Source organism: Arthrobacter sp. B3I9, from assembly GCF_030816935.1.
Lineage (GTDB): Bacteria > Actinomycetota > Actinomycetes > Actinomycetales > Micrococcaceae > Arthrobacter.
In genome coordinates this window covers 3,403,960-3,423,820 of sequence record NZ_JAUSYO010000001.1, presented here as the reverse complement: position 1 = coordinate 3,423,820, position 19,861 = coordinate 3,403,960, and the positions used below count along the sequence as shown (strand labels likewise).

At 66.9% G+C, this 19,861-nt stretch carries 12 protein-coding genes and 1 pseudogene; 4 read left to right on the top strand and 9 right to left on the bottom strand.

Annotated elements, in window-relative coordinates; all coding sequences use genetic code 11:
• The first annotated feature begins 277 nt into the window (after window positions 1-277).
• Window positions 278-2,497, top strand: a complete 2,220-nt coding sequence (locus QFZ65_RS15825; RefSeq protein ID WP_306911639.1) for an NADP-dependent isocitrate dehydrogenase — start codon at window positions 278-280, stop codon at window positions 2,495-2,497.
• Window positions 2,498-2,602: 105 nt separating this feature from the next.
• Here the strand turns inward: QFZ65_RS15825 and QFZ65_RS15820 are convergent, their stop codons facing one another.
• The 8 genes and pseudogenes from QFZ65_RS15820 to QFZ65_RS15785 form a co-directional block, all read right to left on the bottom strand.
• On the bottom strand, window positions 2,603-3,190 hold the full coding sequence (locus QFZ65_RS15820; protein WP_306911638.1) for a mucin-associated surface protein: 588 nt from the start codon (window positions 3,188-3,190) through the stop codon (window positions 2,603-2,605).
• Window positions 3,187-4,443, bottom strand: a complete 1,257-nt coding sequence (locus QFZ65_RS15815; RefSeq protein ID WP_306911637.1) for a serine/threonine-protein kinase — start codon at window positions 4,441-4,443, stop codon at window positions 3,187-3,189. Before QFZ65_RS15815 ends, QFZ65_RS15820 begins: the two co-directional genes overlap by 4 nt.
• A 503-nt stretch (window positions 4,444-4,946) precedes the next feature.
• Window positions 4,947-6,206: a hypothetical protein gene (locus tag QFZ65_RS15810; RefSeq protein ID WP_306911636.1), complete on the bottom strand. Its 1,260-nt coding sequence runs from the start codon at window positions 6,204-6,206 to the stop codon at window positions 4,947-4,949.
• 848 nt (window positions 6,207-7,054) lie between these two features.
• Window positions 7,055-8,125 carry a Gfo/Idh/MocA family protein gene (locus tag QFZ65_RS15805; protein ID WP_306911635.1) on the bottom strand — a complete coding sequence of 357 codons (1,071 nt, stop codon included), beginning with the start codon at window positions 8,123-8,125 and terminating at the stop codon, window positions 7,055-7,057.
• A gap of 157 nt (window positions 8,126-8,282) precedes the next feature.
• Window positions 8,283-9,380, bottom strand: a complete 1,098-nt coding sequence (locus tag QFZ65_RS15800) for a sugar-binding protein (protein ID WP_306911634.1) — start codon at window positions 9,378-9,380, stop codon at window positions 8,283-8,285.
• 62 nt (window positions 9,381-9,442) lie between these two features.
• A complete protein-coding gene (gene mmsB, locus QFZ65_RS15795; protein WP_306911633.1) occupies window positions 9,443-10,714 on the bottom strand; it encodes a multiple monosaccharide ABC transporter permease in 1,272 nt (423 codons plus the stop codon).
• Window positions 10,715-10,769: 55 nt separating this feature from the next.
• Complete coding sequence (gene mmsA, locus QFZ65_RS15790; protein WP_306911632.1) at window positions 10,770-12,326, bottom strand: multiple monosaccharide ABC transporter ATP-binding protein; 1,557 nt, start codon at window positions 12,324-12,326, stop codon at window positions 10,770-10,772.
• A 131-nt stretch (window positions 12,327-12,457) separates the two neighbouring features.
• Window positions 12,458-13,650 (bottom strand): annotated as a pseudogene (locus QFZ65_RS15785) (ROK family transcriptional regulator).
• Window positions 13,651-13,855: 205 nt separating this feature from the next.
• Here QFZ65_RS15785 and QFZ65_RS15780 point away from each other — a divergent pair.
• Window positions 13,856-14,677, top strand: a complete 822-nt coding sequence (locus QFZ65_RS15780) for a nitrilase-related carbon-nitrogen hydrolase (RefSeq protein WP_306911631.1) — start codon at window positions 13,856-13,858, stop codon at window positions 14,675-14,677.
• On the opposite strand, the gene QFZ65_RS15775 is transcribed toward QFZ65_RS15780, so the two are convergent.
• On the bottom strand, window positions 14,656-16,326 hold the full coding sequence (locus tag QFZ65_RS15775) for a PucR family transcriptional regulator (protein WP_373427644.1): 1,671 nt from the start codon (window positions 16,324-16,326) through the stop codon (window positions 14,656-14,658). The two genes, QFZ65_RS15780 and QFZ65_RS15775, sit on opposite strands and share 22 nt — an antisense overlap.
• Window positions 16,327-16,496: 170 nt before the next feature.
• On the opposite strand from QFZ65_RS15775, the gene QFZ65_RS15770 reads away from it, so the two are divergent.
• On the top strand, window positions 16,497-18,095 hold the full coding sequence (locus QFZ65_RS15770) for an amino acid permease (RefSeq protein ID WP_306912614.1): 1,599 nt from the start codon (window positions 16,497-16,499) through the stop codon (window positions 18,093-18,095).
• Window positions 18,092-19,801 (top strand): NAD(P)/FAD-dependent oxidoreductase, encoded by a 1,710-nt coding sequence (locus tag QFZ65_RS15765; protein WP_306911629.1) that lies wholly within the window; start codon window positions 18,092-18,094, stop codon window positions 19,799-19,801. The genes QFZ65_RS15770 and QFZ65_RS15765 overlap by 4 nt, the downstream gene beginning before the upstream one ends.
• Window positions 19,802-19,861 lie beyond the last annotated feature (60 nt).

The window sequence follows — 19,861 nt, the reverse complement described above, 5'->3', positions numbered from 1 at the left end:
CGCATTGTTCGGGCCGGCGAGTGGATGGAGCGGAGGGCATGTCCGGGCGCCGGGTGAGGCACGGAGCATGTCCACCGGTGGCGCGTACAAGAAGCGGCAGCCGAAGCGACGTCCTGCTGACGGGCCGAGCCCCAGGACACGCAGCCGTGATCGAAGGACATCGCTACCTCGTTCCCCGACTCGGTAGGCACCAATCCGGCCACCTCGGGTAAGTTAGGACTGTTGAGATAACACCCGATTCCGGATATCCGCAGACCTTCAGGGAGACGCCCGAGCAATGGCAAAGATTATCTATACCCACACCGACGAAGCGCCGATGCTGGCCACCTATTCGTTTCTGCCGATTGTCGAGGCCTTCGCTTCGACGGCCGGTGTGGAAGTGGAGACCCGCGACATTTCACTAGCCGGCCGCATCATCTCCGCGTTCGGCGACTACCTCACCGAAGAGCAGCGGGTCAGCGACGCCCTTGCCGAACTCGGTGCCCTCGCCAAGACGCCCGAAGCCAACATCATCAAGCTGCCCAACATCAGCGCCTCGGTGCCGCAGTTGAAGGCCGCAATCGCTGAGCTGCAGGGCCATGGCTACGCGCTGCCCGACTACCCGGACAACCCGAGCTCCGATGAGGAGACCGACATCCGGTCCCGCTACGACAAGATCAAGGGCTCCGCCGTCAACCCGGTCCTGCGTGAAGGCAACTCCGACCGCCGCGCGCCGCTCTCGGTCAAGAACTACGCCCGCCAGAACCCGCACAGCATGGGCGCCTGGACGCCGGAGTCGAAGACCAACGTCGCGCACATGGACGCCGATGACTTCCGCTCCAACGAAAAGTCCGTCGTTGTGGACGCTGACACGAACCTCAAGATCCAGCTGGTCCAGGAGGACGGCACGGTCAAGGTCCTCAAGCGCGCCTTCCCCGTGCTCGCCGGCGAGGTCATCGATGGCACCGTGATGCGTGCCGCCGCCCTGGATGAATTCCTTGCCGCACAGGTGGCCCGGGCCAAGGCCGAAGGCGTGCTCTTCTCCGCACACCTGAAGGCCACCATGATGAAGGTCTCCGACCCGATCATCTTCGGCCACATCGTCAGGGCCTACTTCTCCGAGCTGTTCAACACCTACGGCGCCCAGATTGCCGCTGCGGGCCTCAGCCCGAACAACGGCCTCGCCTCCATCCTCAACGGCCTCGGGGAACTCCCCGAGGAGATCCGCGGGGAGGTGGAAGCGGCCATCCAGAAGGGCTTGAACGAGGGCCCCGAGCTGGCCATGGTGGATTCCGACAAGGGCATCACCAACCTGCACGTGCCCTCCGACGTGATCGTGGACGCTTCCATGCCGGCCATGATCCGCAGCTCCGGCCACATGTGGGGCCGCGACGGCCAGGAAGCCGACACGCTCGCCGTCCTCCCGGACAGCAGCTACGCCGGCATCTACCAGGTGGTCATCGACGACTGCCGCGCCCACGGCGCCTTCGACCCGACCACCATGGGCACCGTCCCGAACGTCGGCCTGATGGCCCAGGCAGCCGAGGAATACGGCAGCCACGACAAGACCTTCGAGATCCAGTCCGCCGGCACCGTCCAGATCGTCGACGACGCCGGCACGGTGCTGATCGAACACCAGGTCGCCCCCGGCGACATCTGGCGCGCCTGCCAGACCAAGGACGTGCCGATCCGCGACTGGGTCAAGCTCGCCGTCACCCGCGCCCGCGCCTCCGCCACGCCAGCCGTGTTCTGGCTGGATAAGAGCCGCGCGCACGACGCGAACATGATCGCCAAGGTCGAGGAATACCTCAAGGACCACGACACCGAGGGCCTTCAGCTCGAGATCATGTCCCCGGAGGAGGCCACCGCGTTCACCCTGGAGCGCATCCGCAAGGGCGAGGACACCATCTCCGTCACCGGAAACGTCCTCCGCGACTACCTGACCGACCTGTTCCCGATCCTGGAACTGGGCACCAGCGCCAAGATGCTCTCCATTGTTCCGCTGATCAATGGTGGCGGCCTCTTCGAGACCGGTGCCGGCGGCAGCGCCCCGAAGCACGTCCAGCAGCTGCTGAAGGAAAACCACCTGCGCTGGGACAGCTTGGGTGAATTCCTGGCCTTGGCCGTGAGCTTCGAGCACCTCGCCACCAGCACGGGCAACGCCCGCGCCCAGATCCTGGCCGACACGCTGGACCGCGCCACCGGGACCTTCCTGCTGGAGGACAAGTCCCCGAAGCGTAAGGCCGGCGAGCTGGACAACCGCGGAAGCCACTTCTACCTGGCCAAGTTCTGGGCGGAGGAGCTCTCGCGCCAGAGCGACGACACCGAGCTGGCGGAGGCGTTCGCCGCCGTCTCCGGAGCGCTGACGTCCAACGAGGAAACCATCACGGGCGAACTCCTGGCCGTCCAGGGTTCCCCGGCCGACATCGGCGGCTATTACCGTCCTGACGAGGCCAAGGCATCCGCCGTCATGCGCCCGTCGGCGAAGTTCAGTGAAGTGCTGTCCATGCTCGGCTAGGCACCTGCCGATCCATAGCCTCTGACACCAAAGGGAGCAGCCGCCTGGCTCCTCCCTTTGGTGTCAGTCCTTCTTTCTGGCCGGACCCATTTCAGGGTCCGGACCTCAGCCGTTTTTGTCCTTGCCCTTGGCTTTACCGCCCTTGGCTGGATTCTGCGGCGGGGGCGCGGGAGCGGGTGCCACCACCGCTGGTGGCGGTGCTGCCGCAGCGGCCCGCGCGGCCGCCGCCTGGGCAGCTGCCGCCTGGTCAGCCGCTTCCTGCGCAGCCGCGGCGTCGGCAGCCGACTTTGCCGCCGCCTGCGCGGCCGCTTCCTGTTCAGCTGCCACCCGGGCCGCTTCCGCTGCCGCCTCGGCAGCAGCGGCCTGCTGTGCCATAAGGTCCACACGGACGGCGTCGATGGAAGTCTTGATGCTCTGGTGGCGCTTGAACGACACTTCACCGCGTGCCGCGGCGTCATCCAGCCCGACGACAAGTTCATCCAGGAGCTTCAGGGAACCCGCAGTGTCATTGACGGCAGCAGCCTCCGTGACGGCCAGGACCTTGGACTGGAACTGCTGGGCTGCGTCGCGTCCGAGCTCGGGCGGCGGAGCGGAGCAGCCGGCCAGCGCTGCCGCGAGAACGGCAGTCACGAGCAGGCCGGCAGCCGGATGCCAGGCACGGCCCCCGGCGCCCATTATGGTTCGCGCGCTCATGGCTGCACGCTCTTCTGCAGTTCCGCCAGGTGTTCGCCCAGAATGCCTGTCACGGTCGGATAGGGCACGACGGCGGGTGCTTCCGGCGCCACGAGGGAAGGAACCACAGTGGCGGCCACCGCCAGTCCTCCCAGCACAGCGAGCAGGACAAGGAGTGCCGCCATGCGGGTGCGCACGGTGGCACCCCGGAACCGGGCAACCGCGCGTGCGCCGAGGGAGGTTGTTGCCGGCCGGGGCTTTCCCCGGACCGGGGGCATCGCCCGGGCACCGGCCGTATCCGGATCCAGCGGGGGAAGGGGCCGCGGTGCGGTGTCGTTCTCCGGCGGCAGCGCCGCTCGCGGGGGTCGGGCGGGCGGAACCGGCAGTATCCTCGTTTGTTCCTCGGCCAGGACGCCGGGCAGCGACTGGGGCGAGACGAGCGCCTGGCGAAGCGCGGTTGCCAGGTCCGCGGCGGCCGGACGGTCCAGTGGATCCAGTGCGGTCAGGGACTGGAACAGGTGGGCCCAGTCGGCCGGGACAGTCTCCGGGATGGACGGGGCCCGGTGGAGACGCGCGACGGCGGATTCCACTGCACCGCCCGGGAACTCGATTTCCCCCTTGAGACATTCGAGCAGCACGAGACCGAGCGAATAGATGTCGCTTGCCGGTCCAAGGTCGGCGCCCCGGGCCTGTTCCGGGCTCAGATAGGCGGCGGTGCCCACCATGGTGCCGGTCGCAGTGAGCCGGGTGTCGTCGACGATGCGGGCGATCCCGAAGTCCGTCAGCTTCGGCCGCAGCGGTTCGCCGGGCCGTCCCCGCACAAGCAGGATGTTGGCGGGCTTGATGTCCCGGTGGATGATGCCCAGCGCATGCACGTAGGCCAGGGCGTCTGCCACACCGGCACCGACGACGGCCAGTTCGTTGAGCGAGAGGGGAGTCCGCCGGATCCGGGTCCGGAGGTCCTGGCCGTCCACCAGCTCCATGGTCAGGAAGGGGCGGGGCTCCTCCGGGTTCCGGTCGTCGACCCCCGCGTCGAAGAGTGTGACCAGGTTCGGGTGGTTCAGCGCCGCCAGGAGCTCAATCTCGGCCTCTTGGCGCCTGAGTTCGTCAGGATCGGCCGAGTGGGGAGCAAAGAGCTTCAGTGCCACCTCGCGGCCGAGGTTCACATCCGTGGCGGCATAGACGGCCGACATGCCACCGCGGCCAATAACGTCGCCGAGCCGGTAGCGGCCGCCGACAAGATCAACCGCGACGCTGTTAGGCGAGCTGTCCACGTTTTCCCCGTCCTTTCCCGGACGCCACGGCGGCGCCCCTAAAGGATAGTACGGGGATCCGCCGACTCACACCGCAGCCGCGAAGGGCGGCCGCGGTGTGGAGGCGGTGCTCCACCGGAGTCTGCGAATGCCGTTGAGTCCCCCAGCGGACCCAACGACGTCCCTCCGGCGGTCACAGGACCAGGACGGGATCGGTCTCTTTACTAGGGCGGGTGTTCGTCCTGCCGGCGGGACGGTTTTCGGCGCGCCAGTTGCCGGGCGGAGCCGGCCCACCGGGGCTTGTGAGAAAACACGGGCCGACGCCGGCGCTCAGCTGAGAAGCGGTGCGGCCCGACCGGGGCGCTAACCGAGCAGCGGGCGCCATGACGCATGACGGTGGCAAAAGGGGTGCCGGAAGTCCGGGCGGGGACGGGGGCGTCCATTGGAGATCTCCTGAATGACTGTTGGCGGGCGCCTCAAGGCAGCCCGATTGGCCGTGCTCTGTGGAGGGCAGAGACGGCTAACTAGTCAGGAGATGAACCGGGATCAGCTGCGAATGCCGAGTGCTCGTGCTGCAGCGGGCCGCGAATGGGATCGGCTTCGGCGCTGGGAATAAACAGGTACAGGTTTGGCAACCAGGCAGCAGCGCCCGCAGGACCGTTGGAGGATTGGGCGTTGCCCGATCCCGAGCCGGGGCCGGCAGGCAGGGCATCAGGCGCGGGCAGGCCAGGACCGCCGTGCAACGGGTTGGGCCCGCCTGGACCGGACGGACCGGGGTGGCCCGGGACGGCGGGAGGAGTTGTCGGGGGTGCGGCTGGCGCGCCCGAAGCAGGCTCAGGAACAGGTGCAGTACCGGGCGCAGGTGGGACGTAGGCATTCCGGATCGGGGCACGCTCCCGCGCCGTCATGAACTCGCGTGGAGCAGGCCCGGCCTGGGCCTGGGCATCACAATCGGGCCGCGCTTCGGGTGCGGTAGCCGCCACCGCAGGCTCCCGGGTGGCTTCCACGACTGCCACGGGCGTTTTCTTGGCACCCGGAGCCACGGGGTGAACGGGTCCCGTCACGGCGAGATCCGCTGCCGCGGTGCCCGGGGCGGGAGTGCCCGAGGCAGGGGCGCCCGAGGCAGGGGCGCCCGGAGCGGGGGTAGTTGAACCTGGGTTCGTCGGGTCTGGCTTCGTGGCGTCGGGCTTGGCGGGGTCGGGCTTCGTCGGGTCTGGCTTCGTGGCGTCGGGCTTCGTCGGGTCCGGTTTCGTGGCGTCGGGTTTGGTCGGGTCGGGCTTCGTCGGGTCGGGTTTGGTCGCGCCGGGCTTCGTCGGGTCGGGTTTGGTCGCGCCGGGCTTCGTGGCGTCGGGTTTGGTCGCGCCGGGCTTCGTGGCGTCGGGTTTGGTCGCGCCGGGCTTGGTCGGGTCCGGCTTGGTCGCGCCGGGCTTGGTCTGGTCGGGCGTGGTCTGGTCGGAAGCACCGGGCGGAACCTTGCCCGGGCCCGGGGTGGCGGGGGTGGCTGGAGTACCGGGGGCAGCGGGCTCGCTTGCACCAGGCGTGGGCTTGGTTGGAGCAGGGGCGGGTTTCGAGGGCCGGCCGGAATCTGAGTTTGAGGCGGAACCGGAATTCGCATCAGGGTGAGGCGCAGGCACGGGTATGACCGGGTCCGAGCCCGGGTCGGAGACCGGTTCCACACCCGGGTCATCGTCTTCCACACCCTGGTCATCGTCGGCGTCAACGGAGGGGCGGGTGGGCTCAGGCGTGGGTATGGCCGTACCAGAATCCGAGTCCGGGGCGCTCACGGGCTCGGTCGGCTCCGTCGCCGGTTCCGATGGTTCTGGCGAGGGGTTGGCACGGTTTGAATCCGGAGCCGGTTCTGAATCTGAGTTATCGCCTGCGTTCGCCACCGGCCCGGGTGCAGGTTCCGAAGCGTCGGATGCAGGCCCGGGTGCAGGTTCCGAAGCCACGGGTGCGGGCTCGGCTGGCTGGGGCTCAGTTACGGGTTTGACCGCGGCGGCGGGTTTGACCGGGGCTACGGGTTTGACCGGGGCGGCGGGCTCGGTAACAGGAGCCGGATCGGCCGGGTCGGCGACGGGCGTGGCAGACGCTGTCGGGGACGGAGCCCCGGCATCAGGACGGTGCACCGGTGCGGTCGAGCCGGATGCGGGGGGTATCACGGGGGCTTTGGGGACCGCTGCTGAAGGTGAAGGGTCCGGTCTCGCCTTCTCCGGAACGAGCGGCGGCGTTACCACAGCTGCCTCATCTGACGCCTGGCCTAAGGCGGGCGGCGAAGTCGCAAAATATGCCATTCCGGGCATACCGATGATGTCCGACGCCACCGCAAGTGACGTGGAGACGGACGTCCCGGAGCTGCCGGCCGCTGTAACTGAAGTGGCGGCGTCGTCGGCGTTTGCAGCGGTCGCGGAAAGCGTCAGCCAGGCGATTCCAGCGACGCCAGCCAGAATCACCCGCCGGATTGGGCGGCGCGGGCGCATCAGGACTTTTGCTGGGTCCATTGCGCACACCCCATTCCCCAAGAGCTCGACGATGCCTACAGGGTAAGTCCGGCCGGAGGGGTCAGTCCAGAGTGCGCGGAAAAATGCGCGGACCTGCGCGCTCATGGGACGGCTTTTACGCCGCGTGGACCCGGTCAGCGGGCGTCATTTGCGTAGCTGACACCCAGCTGCGCGCGCACGCCGTCGAAGAGCCGCATGGTGTTCAGCGAATCCTCCAGCGGCATCACCGGGCTCTCCGTCAGGCCGTGCTGGATACAGCGGGTCACCTCGCGCAATTCGTAGCTGTAGCCCCTCCCGACGACGTCGAACCGTTCAATGCGCGCATCGTCAAAGCCGACCCGGATCTGGAGTTCCTTCGGGTTGTTGATCGAGCCGATTGCCTGCAGGAAACCAGCGCTGCCGGCCACGGTGGCAGTGCGCGGTCCGTGCGCCAGCAACGAGGAGGTGAGCTGCGCCTGGGCGCCATGGTTGTAACCGAGCGTAAGCGCGTTCTGGGCGTCCACGCCGTCGTCGTTGACCCAGCCAGTGGCGCTGACGGTCTGCGGAAAACCCAGCGTGCCCAGCGCCCACAGCAAAGGATAAACGGTTATGTCCAGCAGCGCGCCGCCGCCGTCGCGGGGTGCCCATAACCGGGAGGTGGGCGAATAGGGCGCTGGAAATCCGAGATCGGCCCCCACCCACTTGACCTCGCCGATTTCACCGGACGCCGCGATCTCGAAGGCGCGCTGCATGCTGGGCAGGAAGCGGCTCCACATGGCTTCCATCAGGAACAACCCCTTGTCCCGGGCCACCGCCAGCAGTTCGCTGGCCTCGCGGGCGTTCACGGTGAGGGCCTTTTCGCACAAAACATGCTTGCCGGCGTTCAGGGCGGCCAGGGCGACCGCGTGGTGTTGGGCGTGCGGCGTCGCCACGTAGACGACGTCCACGGCTTCGTCGGCGAGCAGCCGCTCGTAGCCGGTCAGGCTGCCCGCGTCCCCATATGCGCGGGAAAAGCCGTAGTCGGCCGCGAACGCGTCCGCGGCCGACTGGGTGCGCGAACTTACGGCGTAAAGCTCGGCGTCCGGAAGGAGCTCCAGGTCCCGGGTGACCGTCGCGGCAATGCCGCCGGTGGCGATCACACCCCACCGCAATCTGGCGCCGGTGGCTGTTCGGGGGTCCTGGTCCGGCTGGCCCGAAAGCCAGGGTGTAGCGATGAGGGCTGTCATGGTGCCATCCTCTCACCCGCGTGGGGTCCGCCTGCCGCGCTGCGCCGGCCGGGCATGCAAAAGCCCCGGCCCTCCCTTGCGGGGGAGCCGGGGCCCAGTGTTGCAGGTCCAGCGCGGTGCAGGTTCAGCGCTGCACGAGGCCGCGCCTGAACCGGAACTACTTCGTCATCGGTCCGAGTACCGGATCGTCGGCGTACGCCGTCTTGACGTTTTCCTTGGTCACGATGACCGGCTCCAGCAGGTAGGCCGGGACGGTCTTGACCTTGTTGTTGTAGGACTTGTCGTCGTTGATCTCGGGCTTCTTGCCTGCCTGGATGTCCTTGACCATGGTGATCGCGTGCTCAACGAGCTTGCGGGTGTCCTTGTTGATGGTGGAGTACTGCTCACCGGCAAGGATGGACTTGACGGACTCAACCTCGGAGTCCTGGCCGGTGATGACGGGCAGCGGCTTGCCGGCAGCCTTGACCGAGGTCAGCACCGCGCGGGCCAGCGTGTCGTTCGGGGACAGCACGCCGTCGAGGGACGCGCTGCCGTAGCTGCCGGTCAGCAGGGTGTCAGCACGACGCTGGGCGTTCTCGGCCTTCCAGCCCTGGGTGACGGCCTGCTCGAAGCTCGTCTGGCCGGAGAGCACCTTCAGGGTGCCGTCGTCGATCTTCGGCTTCAGCACGCTCATGGCGCCGTCGAAGAAGACCTTTGCGTTGGCGTCATCGGGTGAACCGGCGAACAGCTCGATGTTGTACGGGCCGGTGGCCTTCTTGGCCTTCATTCCGTCCAGCAGCGCCTGGCCCTGGAGGACACCGACCTTGAAGTTGTCGTAGGCCACGTAGTAGTCCACGTTCTCGGTGTTCAGGAGCAGGCGGTCATACGCGATGATCGTGGCGCCGGAATCCTTGGCCTGCTTGAGCTGGGTGCCCAGCTGCGCACCGTCGATGGCGCCGACGACGATGACCTTGGCGCCCTTGGTGACCATGGCGCTGATCTGGTTCTGCTGCTCCGAAACGCCGCCGTTGGCGAACTGCACATCGGCCTTGAAGCCGGCACCGTTGAGGCCGTCATTGAACAGCTTCTCCGCGAGGACCCAGTTTTCCGATGTCTTCTGGGGGAGCGCGACGCCGATCGGGGAGTTCTTCGGGAACGCCTCGCCGCCGGCGGTGGAGCCGCCGGTGGCTGTTTCGGAACGGCCGCAGGCTGTCAGCGCCAGTGCCGCAATAGCAGCGATCGCTGCTGCCTTTCCTGCTTTACCAATCAGTTGCATTGCTTGGTTCACTTTCTTTAGATGGTGTGGGGAAAATCAGGGGATCTCGGACAGGGAGCCGCTCAGGCTCCCTTCGAGATGACCTCTTTGGTGGAGGTGGTTTCGTCCGGCTGGAGTTCTGTGCTGCTGCGGTTGAAGTTCTTCATCATCATGCCGATGATCGACTTCTTGCCCTGGCTCTTGTTGTAGACGTCGAACGCGACGGCGATCAGCAGCACGAGGCCTTTGATGATCTGGGTGAGGTCCGCGCCGACGCCGAGGAGCTGCAGGCCGTTGTTCAGGACCGCCATCACCAGGCCGCCGACAATCGAACCGATCACGGTGCCCACGCCGCCGGTCACGGCAGCGCCGCCGATGAAGACAGCCGCGATGGCGTCCAGTTCCCAGCCGACGCCGTCGAACGGGCCGGAGGCGGTGGAGCGGCCGACGAAGATCATGCCGGCGAGGCCGGCGAGGATGGACATGTTCATCATGACCAGGAAGTTGACCTTCTTGGACTGGACGCCGGAGAGCTCCGCGGCGTGCCGGTTACCGCCCACTGCGTAGATGTGGCGGCCGATGATGGTCTTGGAGGAGATGAAGCCGTAGACGATGACTAGGACCGCGAGGATGAGTCCGGGGATGGGGAAGGACGTGCCCGGGCGGCCGGTGGCAAAGAGGTAGGTCGCGTACAGAATGGCGCCGCAGATCAGGACCAGCTTGGTGATGGAGACCCAGCTTTCGGGCACCTCGGCGCCGAGGGCCTTGGCGGTGCGGCGGGACCGGATCTCGCTGTAAATGACATAGGCGACGGCGAGCAGGCCCAGCAGCAGGGTGAGGTTGTTGAAGCCCGTATTGGGCCCGACCTCCGGCAGGTAACCGGAACCGAGGTACTGGAAGTCCGACGGCACCGGAATGGTGTTGGACTTGCCGACGAACTGGTTGAAGCCGCGGAAGAGGAGCATGCCGGCCAGGGTCACGATGAACGCCGGAATGCCGACATAGGCCGTCCAGAACCCTTGCCAGGCGCCGATCACGGCTCCGAGCAGCAGGCCCAGCAGGACGCCGACGTACCAGGGGGTGTGCCAGTCGCGGAGGACCAGCGCCACGGTGACGCCCACGAAGGCGGCGACCGAGCCCACCGAGAGATCGATGTGGCCGGCGATGATCACCAGGACCATGCCGATCGCGAGGATCAGGATGTAGGAGTTGCCGTTGAAGAGGTTGATGACGTTGCCCGGCGTGAGCGTGCGGCCCTCTGTGAAAATCTGGAAGAAGACGATCAGCGCAACCAAGGCGAAGATCATGCCGAACTGGCGGGTATTGCCGCCAAAGAGCTTCTTGAGCGCGTTCATTGTTTCAGTCCTTGTTTTCCGTCAGTGATCGGATTGTTCTGGATGGCCGCAGAGGTCAGGCGGTCTTGCGGGCGGAAGTCATGAGTTTCATGAGGCTTTCCTGGCTGGCTTCGTTCTTGTCGAGCACGCCCGTGATGGCGCCCTCGAAGATGGTGTAGATCCGGTCTGAGAGGCCCAGCAGCTCCGGCAGTTCAGAGGAAATGACGATGACGCCCTTACCCTGGTTGGCGAGCTGCTGGATGATGCCGTAGATCTCGTACTTGGCGCCGACGTCGATCCCGCGGGTGGGTTCGTCCAGGATCAGCAGGTCCGGATCGGTGAACATCCACTTCGCCAGGACCACCTTCTGCTGGTTGCCGCCGGAGAGTTTGGCGACTCCCTCCTCGACGGTCGGCGCCTTGGTGCGCAGCGACTTGCGGTACTGCTCGGCGACGGTGAATTCCTGGTTGGCGTCCACCACGCTGTGCTTGCTGATCTTGCGCAGGTTTGCCGAGACGGTGGTGGCCTTGATGTCGTCGAGCAGGTTCAGGCCGAGGGACTTGCGGTCCTCGGTGACGTAGCCCAGGCCGGAGTCGATGGCCTGGCGGACGTTCTTGAGGTGCAGCTCCTTGCCCTCCTTGTACACCTGCCCGGAGATGAAGCGGCCGTAGGACCGGCCGAAGACGGAGCGGGCGAGCTCGGTGCGTCCGGCGCCCATCAGGCCGGCGAAACCGACGATCTCGCCCCGGCGGACGAAGAAGTTCGAGTTCTTGCAGACCAGGCGGTCCTGGATCTGCGGGTGGCCCACGTTCCAGTTCTTGACCTCGAAGAACACCTCGCCGATCTTGGGTTCGTGGTCCGGGAAGCGAGACTCAAGCGTCCGGCCGACCATGCCCTTGATGATCCGGTCCTCGTCGACGCCGTCGGCCTTCACATCGAGCGTCTCGATCGACTTGCCGTCGCGGATGATGGTGATGGAGTCCGCGATCTGCTCGATCTCGTTGAGCTTGTGGGAAATGATGATGGACGTGATGCCCCGGCCCTTCAGGCCGAGCATCAGATCCAGCAGGTGCTGGGAGTCCGACTCGTTCAGGGCAGCGGTGGGTTCGTCCAGGATCAGCAGCTTCACGGACTTGTTCAGCGCCTTCGCGATTTCCACGAGCTGCTGCTTGCCGACACCGATTTCCTTGATGGGGGTGTCCGGGTCCTCGCGCAGGCCCACCCGGGCCAGCAGTTCAGTGGACCGGATCCGGGCCTCGGCCCAGTCGATCACGCCGCGCTTGGTCGGCTCGTTGCCGAGGAAAATGTTCTCCATGATGGACAGCTCGGGGATCAGCGCGAGTTCCTGGTGGATGATCACGATGCCGGCGTGCTCGCTGGCACGGATGTCCTTGTACTGCTGGACCTCGTTCTGGTAGACGATGTCGCCGGTGTAGCTGCCGAACGGGTAGACCCCGGAGAGGACCTTCATGAGCGTGGACTTGCCGGCGCCGTTTTCGCCGCAGATGGCGTGGATCTCGCCTGCCTTCACCCGGAGGTTCACCTCCGACAATGCTTTAACGCCGGGGAATTCCTTGGTGATGGAGCGCATCTCGAGAATTATCGGATCGCTATGCGTGTCGAGGGACGTCATCTGCCCTTACGCCTCCAATGCGTGACTTCGTTGTCCGCCCCTGCAAACCGCAGGGCCGTCTGATGCAAAAGTAAACTCGGTGCGGGCCGTTGTCGTCAAGTCTTTAACGCAACGGGCCGATAACGAAAAGCTTAGCGCCGCCGGATTCCGGCGTGTTGGAAGACCAGGGACGTGGCTCCAAGGGCCTCCGCACGGTTGCCCAATGAGGACATCGTGAGGGTGGTGGTCTCGCCGATCACGGGGACAGCGTGGCGGATCAGGCCCCTTCGGATCGGGTCCAGCAGCAGCCTCCCGAGTCCGGCGAGCGGACCGCCTACCACGATCACTTCAGGGTTGATCAGGTTCGCCACATTGCCGAGGGCGCGGCCCACGGCAAGTCCGGCGTCGTCCACGACACGCAGGGTGGCCGAATCGCGTGCGAGGGCCTTGCGGACGATGTCGTCCGCTGCCAGCGGTTTGTCCTCGCCGCGGCCCAGCAGTTCGATCATGGTGGTGGTGGAGGCAATGGTCTCAAGGCAGCCGCGGTTACCGCAGCGGCAGATCATGCCGTGTTCGTGGATGGTGGCGTGGCCGATCTCGCCGGTGATCCCGACGTTGCCGTAGTAGGGAACGCCATTAAGAATCAGGCCGGCACCGATGCCCGAGCCGATCTTCAGGAACAGCAGGTTGCCGATTCCGCCGTGCGGCCCCCAGGTCACCTCGGACAGGGCGCCCAGGTTCGCGTCGTTGTCCACGAAAACCGGCATGTCCAGGGCGTCCTCGAGCCTCTGCAGGATGTTGATGCCTACCCATTCGGGAAGGATGGCGCCCTGCACCACGGTGCCGGTGCGGCGGTCAATCGGGCCCGGAATGCCTACGCCGGCACCCACGACGGCGCTGCGTTCCACCCTGCCGTCCTCCAGCAGGCGGTCCAGCAGTCCGACGGCGGCGGAAATGCCTTCTTCGGCATGGTGGCCCAGTGGCAGCAGCACCGATTCCTCGGCGATCACGTGGTAGCTGAGGGACGCGAGGACCACCCGCGCAGGTGCCGGCGGCCGAAGTCGATGCCCACAGCCACGGCGCCATTGCTGTTGAGCCGGACGTTCAGGGCGCGCCGCCCGGAGCTGGTGATCGGCTCGGTTGAAGCGAGGCCGGCATCCTGCATGATGCGCACGATGTTGGACACCGTGGCGGTGGACAGGCCCGTCTGCCGTGCCAGTTCAGCCTGGGTGGAAGGCCCCGCCAGGAGGCATTCGATGATCCGTTGCTGGTTCAGGTGCCGGAGTGCGGACTGCGATCCGGGGTTTTTGGTTCGGCTCCTCGTTGAGCGCGTTGATGAGGGCATGCAATGAAGCGTGACGCATCCCGCACTTGTAGTCAAGAAGTTAACGCAAGCGCCAGGGGTCGTTGTTGGGACGCGCGGGACGTTCCGCCCCGGGATGGACCGCGCCGGGCCGAAATGCACCGGCGGCGTGCCCGCGGTGCGTGGCTAGGCTGAGGGGAAGCACGTCCGCCGCCCCGGTGCGGACGTTTGGAGATGCCGAGGTGGAATGGTGCTGCTGGCCCTAATGCAGGCGAACGCCGCCGTTCTGGATGTGGCGGCGAACTGTGCCGCGGTGGACGAGGCGGCCGGCGAGGCCGCCGCGGCTGGTGCCCACGTGTTGCTCACTCCCGAGCTGTTTCCAGTCGGCTACGCCCCTGAAAAAATCCGCGCGGAATTTGACCCCGCCGGGCTCGCGTCCGTCCACCGGAACCTCGCCGCCATCGCCGCCCGGCACCGGATTGCCCTGGTGTACAGCCTCCCGGCCGTCACGCCGAAGGGGGACTGGCAGATCACCGCCACCCTCGTCGATGCCGAGGGAGTCGAACTGCTCAGCTATGCCAAGGTCCAGTTGTTCGGGCCGGAGGAACGGCAGGCTTTCAGCCCTGCCGACGCCGCTCCAGGGGTGGCAGACCTCCACGGCGTCCCGATTTCCCTGGTGATTTGCTACGACGTCGAGTTCCCCGAGACAGTCCGCGCGGCCGCCGTCCAAGGGGCCCGACTGGTTCTCGTTCCGACCGCCCTTTCCGTGGGATTTCAGGCTGTTCCCCAACTGCTGGTCCGGGCTCGGGCGCTGGAAAACCAGGTCACCGTGGCCTACGCCAACCACTCCGGCACGGAGGCCGGGTGCAATTTCCTGGGCGGCAGCGTGGTCGCAGCTCCGGACGGGTCCTTATTGGCCGAGGCCGGACCGGGTCCCGAACTGCTGTTCGCCGAGCTGCCGGAACCGGCCACGGCAGGCGCGGAGAGCGGTCCCGGGGAAGCCCCGGAGGCTGCTGTGGCGTACCTGGCCGACCGCCGTCCGCAGACCTACCGGTCCTGGGGCACCTGAGCTGCGCGGTTGTCCGGAACCGATGGTGTCCCTGCCTCCGTGCCCGGAATCGGATCGGTGTACTGCAAGGCGATCCATAGTTCGGCCCGCGCTTGGGCCTGGTTGAGATCCAGGTCCAGCAGCTCCGCGAGCGTCCCGATGTGCCGGCGTACGCTGTTGCGGTGCAGCCCGGTGGCCTTCGCCGTTGCATCCCAGCTGCCGTTCTCGGCCAGCCAGGCCCGGAGGACGGCCAGCAGCGCGTCCCGGCGCCCGGCTTCCAGCCGCAGGACCGGCGCGAGCAGGCGTGCGGCCAACATGACGCCCGCCTCGGTACCCAGCAGTCCGGCCAGTGAAAAGGTCACGTCGTCTTCGCGGATGCTGCGCCGGCTGGTCCGCACCCGTCCGCGGAGCGAGGAACTCCGTCGGTAGGCTTCGGCGAAGCCGTCGACTTCGACCGCCCTACCCACCACCAGACGCCAGCCCAGCCGCTCGACCTCCGCGAGCAGGGCATGGTCAACCTTCAGCCTGGTGATGGCGGCAAATCCGTAATCCGTGATCTCCACCAGCTTGGTGTCGAACAACCTGCGCCACTCCAATAGTTCCCGCACCGGACTTTCACCGGTGCGGACAACGGTGCCCGCCAAGTTGATCCCCTGGACAACCCGAAGCTGCCCGGAGCGGGCCGAGGAGACGCTCTGGGTAACCAGGTCCTTGAGGCCGTTCATGTCCTGGGTCCCGCCCGCACTGCAGGTTTCCGGATGCAGCAGCAGGGCCGTGGCCAGTTGGCTAGGGGCCAGCGAGCCGCTTGTGCGCTGGCGGACCAGGAGCTCCAGCAGGCCGACGGCGGCCGAGACAACGCTGTTCTGCGCGGGCGTCAGCGGGTTGTCAGTGCCGAGGACGAGCGCGCCCAGATTGGCGTCCCGGGAGCTGCGCAGGGGGTGGCCGAACACCAGGGCGGAGCCGGCGTCGTCAAATGAGTCAAGCTCCACCCGCGGGCCGCTGCCGCTCAGCAGCTTTGCCAGCAGCGGCTGCAGGGCGGCCGGTTCGCGGCCGGCGAAGGGCCCGGTGCCCTGGGCGCCGCCGGTACCGCGGGCCCTAATGCGTCCGTCAGCACCGACAAGGATGGCCCACACCGGAACCCGTTGTACCAGTACGGCCAGCAGTTCGTGTTCGGGGCGGGCCGACAGGACGGCGCGCATGAGCTGCCGGTTGGCGTCAGCCAGCTGGCGAAACGTCGTGGCATTCTCGGATTCCAGCAGTTGTGAAAATGCCAGCCCGATCGCAGCGAATGGTATGGACCCAGGGATGGCGACGAGCGTGAGGTTGCGCTGCCGGCAGGCAGCGACAACGCCCTCGGGCACCGCGTCGAAGTAGGGTTCCAGACCGAACCCCAGGGCGCCGACGCCGGCCGCAACCAGGCGGTCCACATAGGCGCCAATCCGGTCCGGGCCGCCCCCATCGCCCAGAAACGGGAGCCCTGCGGTCAGCAGGAATTCGCCGTCGAGCAGGTAGGGCGTCGGGTCTTCAAGTTCGCTGGGCTCCACCCAGCGCAGCCGGTCTGCCTGGTTGCCGCCGTCGTGCAGGACGGTGAGTTCGGCCGGCAGTTGCTGGAGGAACTGCCCCAGGGTGACAAAGCCCAGCCGCTCCCCGGCGTCAGCAGCCACGGCGATTTCCGGCTGGCAGGCTCTGCCTGGCGGGGCAGGAGGGGGCCGGCCGTTTTGGTGCAATACGTCTCATGCCAGCCAATTATAGGTCAGTTTGCACATCGATGAGAGTTGGCTCACAGCCCTAGGCTGAACCGGGGAAGACAACCATCACTACTCTCGAACGGACGTCAATGATGACTGCGCCTACTCTTATCCGGGAACGGCCTCCGGCCGTTGCCGGCCGTCCCGGCCTCGCAGCTCAACTGCTTCGGAGGAAGCCCATTGGACAGCTGGTCAGCGAAGCCGAGACCGGCCACGGCGGGACCGGGCTGGTCCGCAGCTTCGGGGTGCTGCAGCTGACAATGATCAGCGTTGGCGCCACCCTTGGCACCGGCATTCTGGTGATCCTGGGCGAGTCGGTGCCGCTTGCCGGCCCGGCGATCTGGATCTCCTTTGCGATTGCCGGGCTGGCGGCCCTGCTGTCCGCCGTCTCCTACGCGGAGATGGCCGGACTGGTTCCCGCCGCAGGTTCGAGCTACTCATATACGTACGCGACCATGGGCGAAGGAATGGCCTGGATCTGCGGTTGGTGCCTGGTCCTGGAATACGCTGTCTCCGTGGCCGCCGTCGCCGTCGGGGCCGGCCAGTACATCAACGAAGCATTGGCCGTCTTCGGTTTGACGCTCCCGGACGCCATCTCGCAGCCGCCCGGTGACGGCGGTGTCCTGAACATCCCAGCCATGGTCATTGTGGTCCTTGCCATGGTCCTGCTTGTCCGGGGGGCCAAGGAAAGCGCCTGGATCAACACCGCCATCGTGATGATAAAGGTCGGGATCCTGGTCTTCTTCTGCGCTGTGGCCTTCACCGCTTTCAACGCCGGCAACTTCGAGCCGCTCCTGCCCATGGGTGCCGCCGGTGTCTCCGCCGCCGCGTCCAGCGTCTTCTTCTCCTACATCGGCTTCGACGCGGCCTCCACTGCCGGTGAGGAAGCACGGAACCCCAAGCGGGACCTTCCGCGGGCCATCCTGCTCTCCATGCTGATCGTCACCACCGTCTACGTGCTCGTCGCCGTCGCGGCGATCGGTGCCCGGCCGTGGGGCTGGTTCGACGGTACGGACGCCGCCCTCGTGAAAATCCTGGAGGAGATCACCGGGCAGCCCTGGATCGCCGTCGTCTTCGCCGTCGGGGCGGTCCTGGCGATCGCCAGCATCGTGCTGACCGTCCTGTACGGACAGACCCGGATCCTGCTGTCCATGGCGCGGGACGGGATGGTGCCGAAGATTTTCGGCCGGGTATCTCGGCGGACCGGGACCCCCGCCGCGGGCACTCTGATCGTGGGCACCCTGGTGGCGCTCGCCGCGGGGCTGGTTCCACTCGGCGCGCTGGCGGACGCCACCAGCATCGGAACCCTCTTCGCCTTCGCCCTGGTCAACGTCGCCGTCGTCTACCTGCGGCGCAAGCGCCCCGAACTTAAGCGGACCTTCCGCGTCCCGCTATTTCCTCTCACGCCCATTCTGGGAGCCCTCATGTGCGCCTACTTGATGGCTAATCTCGGGGCGGATACGTGGGCGACCTTCGGCATCTGGATGCTCGTGGGCATCGCCGCCTACTTCGGCTACGGGCGCCGGAACTCGAGGGTGGCGGCCCTGAGTGCGGAGGAATACCGTGAACTGTCCGGCGGACAAACTACCGACGCCACTACCGACGCCCCGTCCGACACCACCCAGTCCAGCTCCACCCAGTCCAGCTCCACCCAGTCCAGCTCAGAACCGACGAAAGCAAGCCGCTCATGACCACCGCCACCGAACTGCCAGCCCCAAGCTCCGACGCGCGGCGTCGCAGCGACGCCGCAGCAGGGCCGATCACCATGCTGAACCCGGACTTCCCGTTCAGCTACGACCATTATCTGGCCCACCCGGACGGCCTGGGCTCGGTTCCGGCCGAGCTGTACGGGACGGAGGTCGCGGTGGTCGGGGCCGGGTTGTCGGGCTTGGTGACGGCGTACGAACTGATGAAGCTCGGCCTGCGCCCGGTGGTCTACGAGGCGGACCGGATCGGTGGGCGGCTTCGCACCGCCAGCTTCCCGTCCGCCCCCGGAGTGGTCGCCGACCTCGGTGGGATGCGGTTCCCGGTCTCGGGCAAGGCCTTCTACCATTACGTGGACCTGCTGGGACTGGAGACCCGGGATTTTCCCAACCCGCTGGCAGGCGCCACCTCCAGTACGGTGATCGAGCTCGCGGGGAAGAAGTACTACGCCGAAACGCCCGCTGACCTTCCGCCGTTCTTCCGTGAGGTGGCTGATGCCTGGAAGGCCGCGGTAAGTGACGGCGCCATGTTCATCGAAATGCAGGACGCCATCCGGGCCCGGGACACGGTGCGGATCAAGGAGCTCTGGAACGAACTGCTCCCGCTGCTGGATGAACAGACGTTCTACGGCTTCATCGCAGGCAGCGACTCGTTCAAGCAGGCCGGCTTCGCCCACCGGGAGGCGTTCGGCCAGGTGGGCTTCGGTACAGGGGGCTGGGACACGGACTTTCCCAACTCCATCCTGGAAATCCTGCGCGTGGTCTACACCGACGCTGACGACCAGCACCGCCTTATCGCCGGCGGAGCCCAGCGGCTCCCCGAGGCACTGTGGCAACACGCGCCGTCGGGCATGGCGCACTGGCCCGACGGGACCTCCCTCGCGTCGCTGCACGCCGGAGCCCCGCGCGGTGCGGTGGACCGGATCGCGCGGGACGGGGAGGGGAACTTCCGCGTCCGGGAACGGTGGGGCCGCGAGTCCGCCTACCCCGCCGTCGTCACCACCTGCCAGTCCTGGTTGCTGTCCACCCGGATCCATACGGAGGAGAAGCTGTTTCCCGCCGAGCTCTGGACGGCGATCGAGCGCTCGCACTACATGCAGTCATCCAAGACCTTTGTCATGGTGGACCGGCCCTTCTGGAAGGACATCGACCCAGCAAGCGGCCGGGACGTCCTTTCCATGACGCTCACGGACCGACTCAACCGGGCGACGTACCTGCTGGATAACGGACCCGACCAGCCGGCGGTGATCCTGCTGTCCTACACCTGGAATGACGATGCGCTCAAATGGCTGGCGCTGGATGCCGACGAACGCGTGGAGCTGATGCTGCACTCGCTCGCCCAGATCTACCCCGACGTCGACATCGCCGGCCACATCGTGGGGCAGCCCATCACGGTCTCGTGGGAGGCGGACCCCAACTTCATGGGCGCGTTCAAGGCGAACCTGCCGGGGCACTACCGCTACCAGCAACGGCTGTTCACGCATTTCAAGCAGGACGAGCTGGCCGTGCACCAGCGCGGCATTTTCCTGGCCGGGGACGACGTGTCCTTTACGGCCGGCTGGGCCGAAGGTGCCGTCACCACCGGGCTGAACGCGGTGTGGGGCGTGGTCAACCACTTGGGCGGCCGGACGTCTCCGGACAACCCGGGGCCAGGGGAGCTGCTGGAGGAAATCGGCCCGGTTACGCTCGACTAAGCGCTCGCGGAGGGTGCCCGGTCGGTGCGCGAGGCTTTCCGCTGCCGCGGCTGGTGCGCC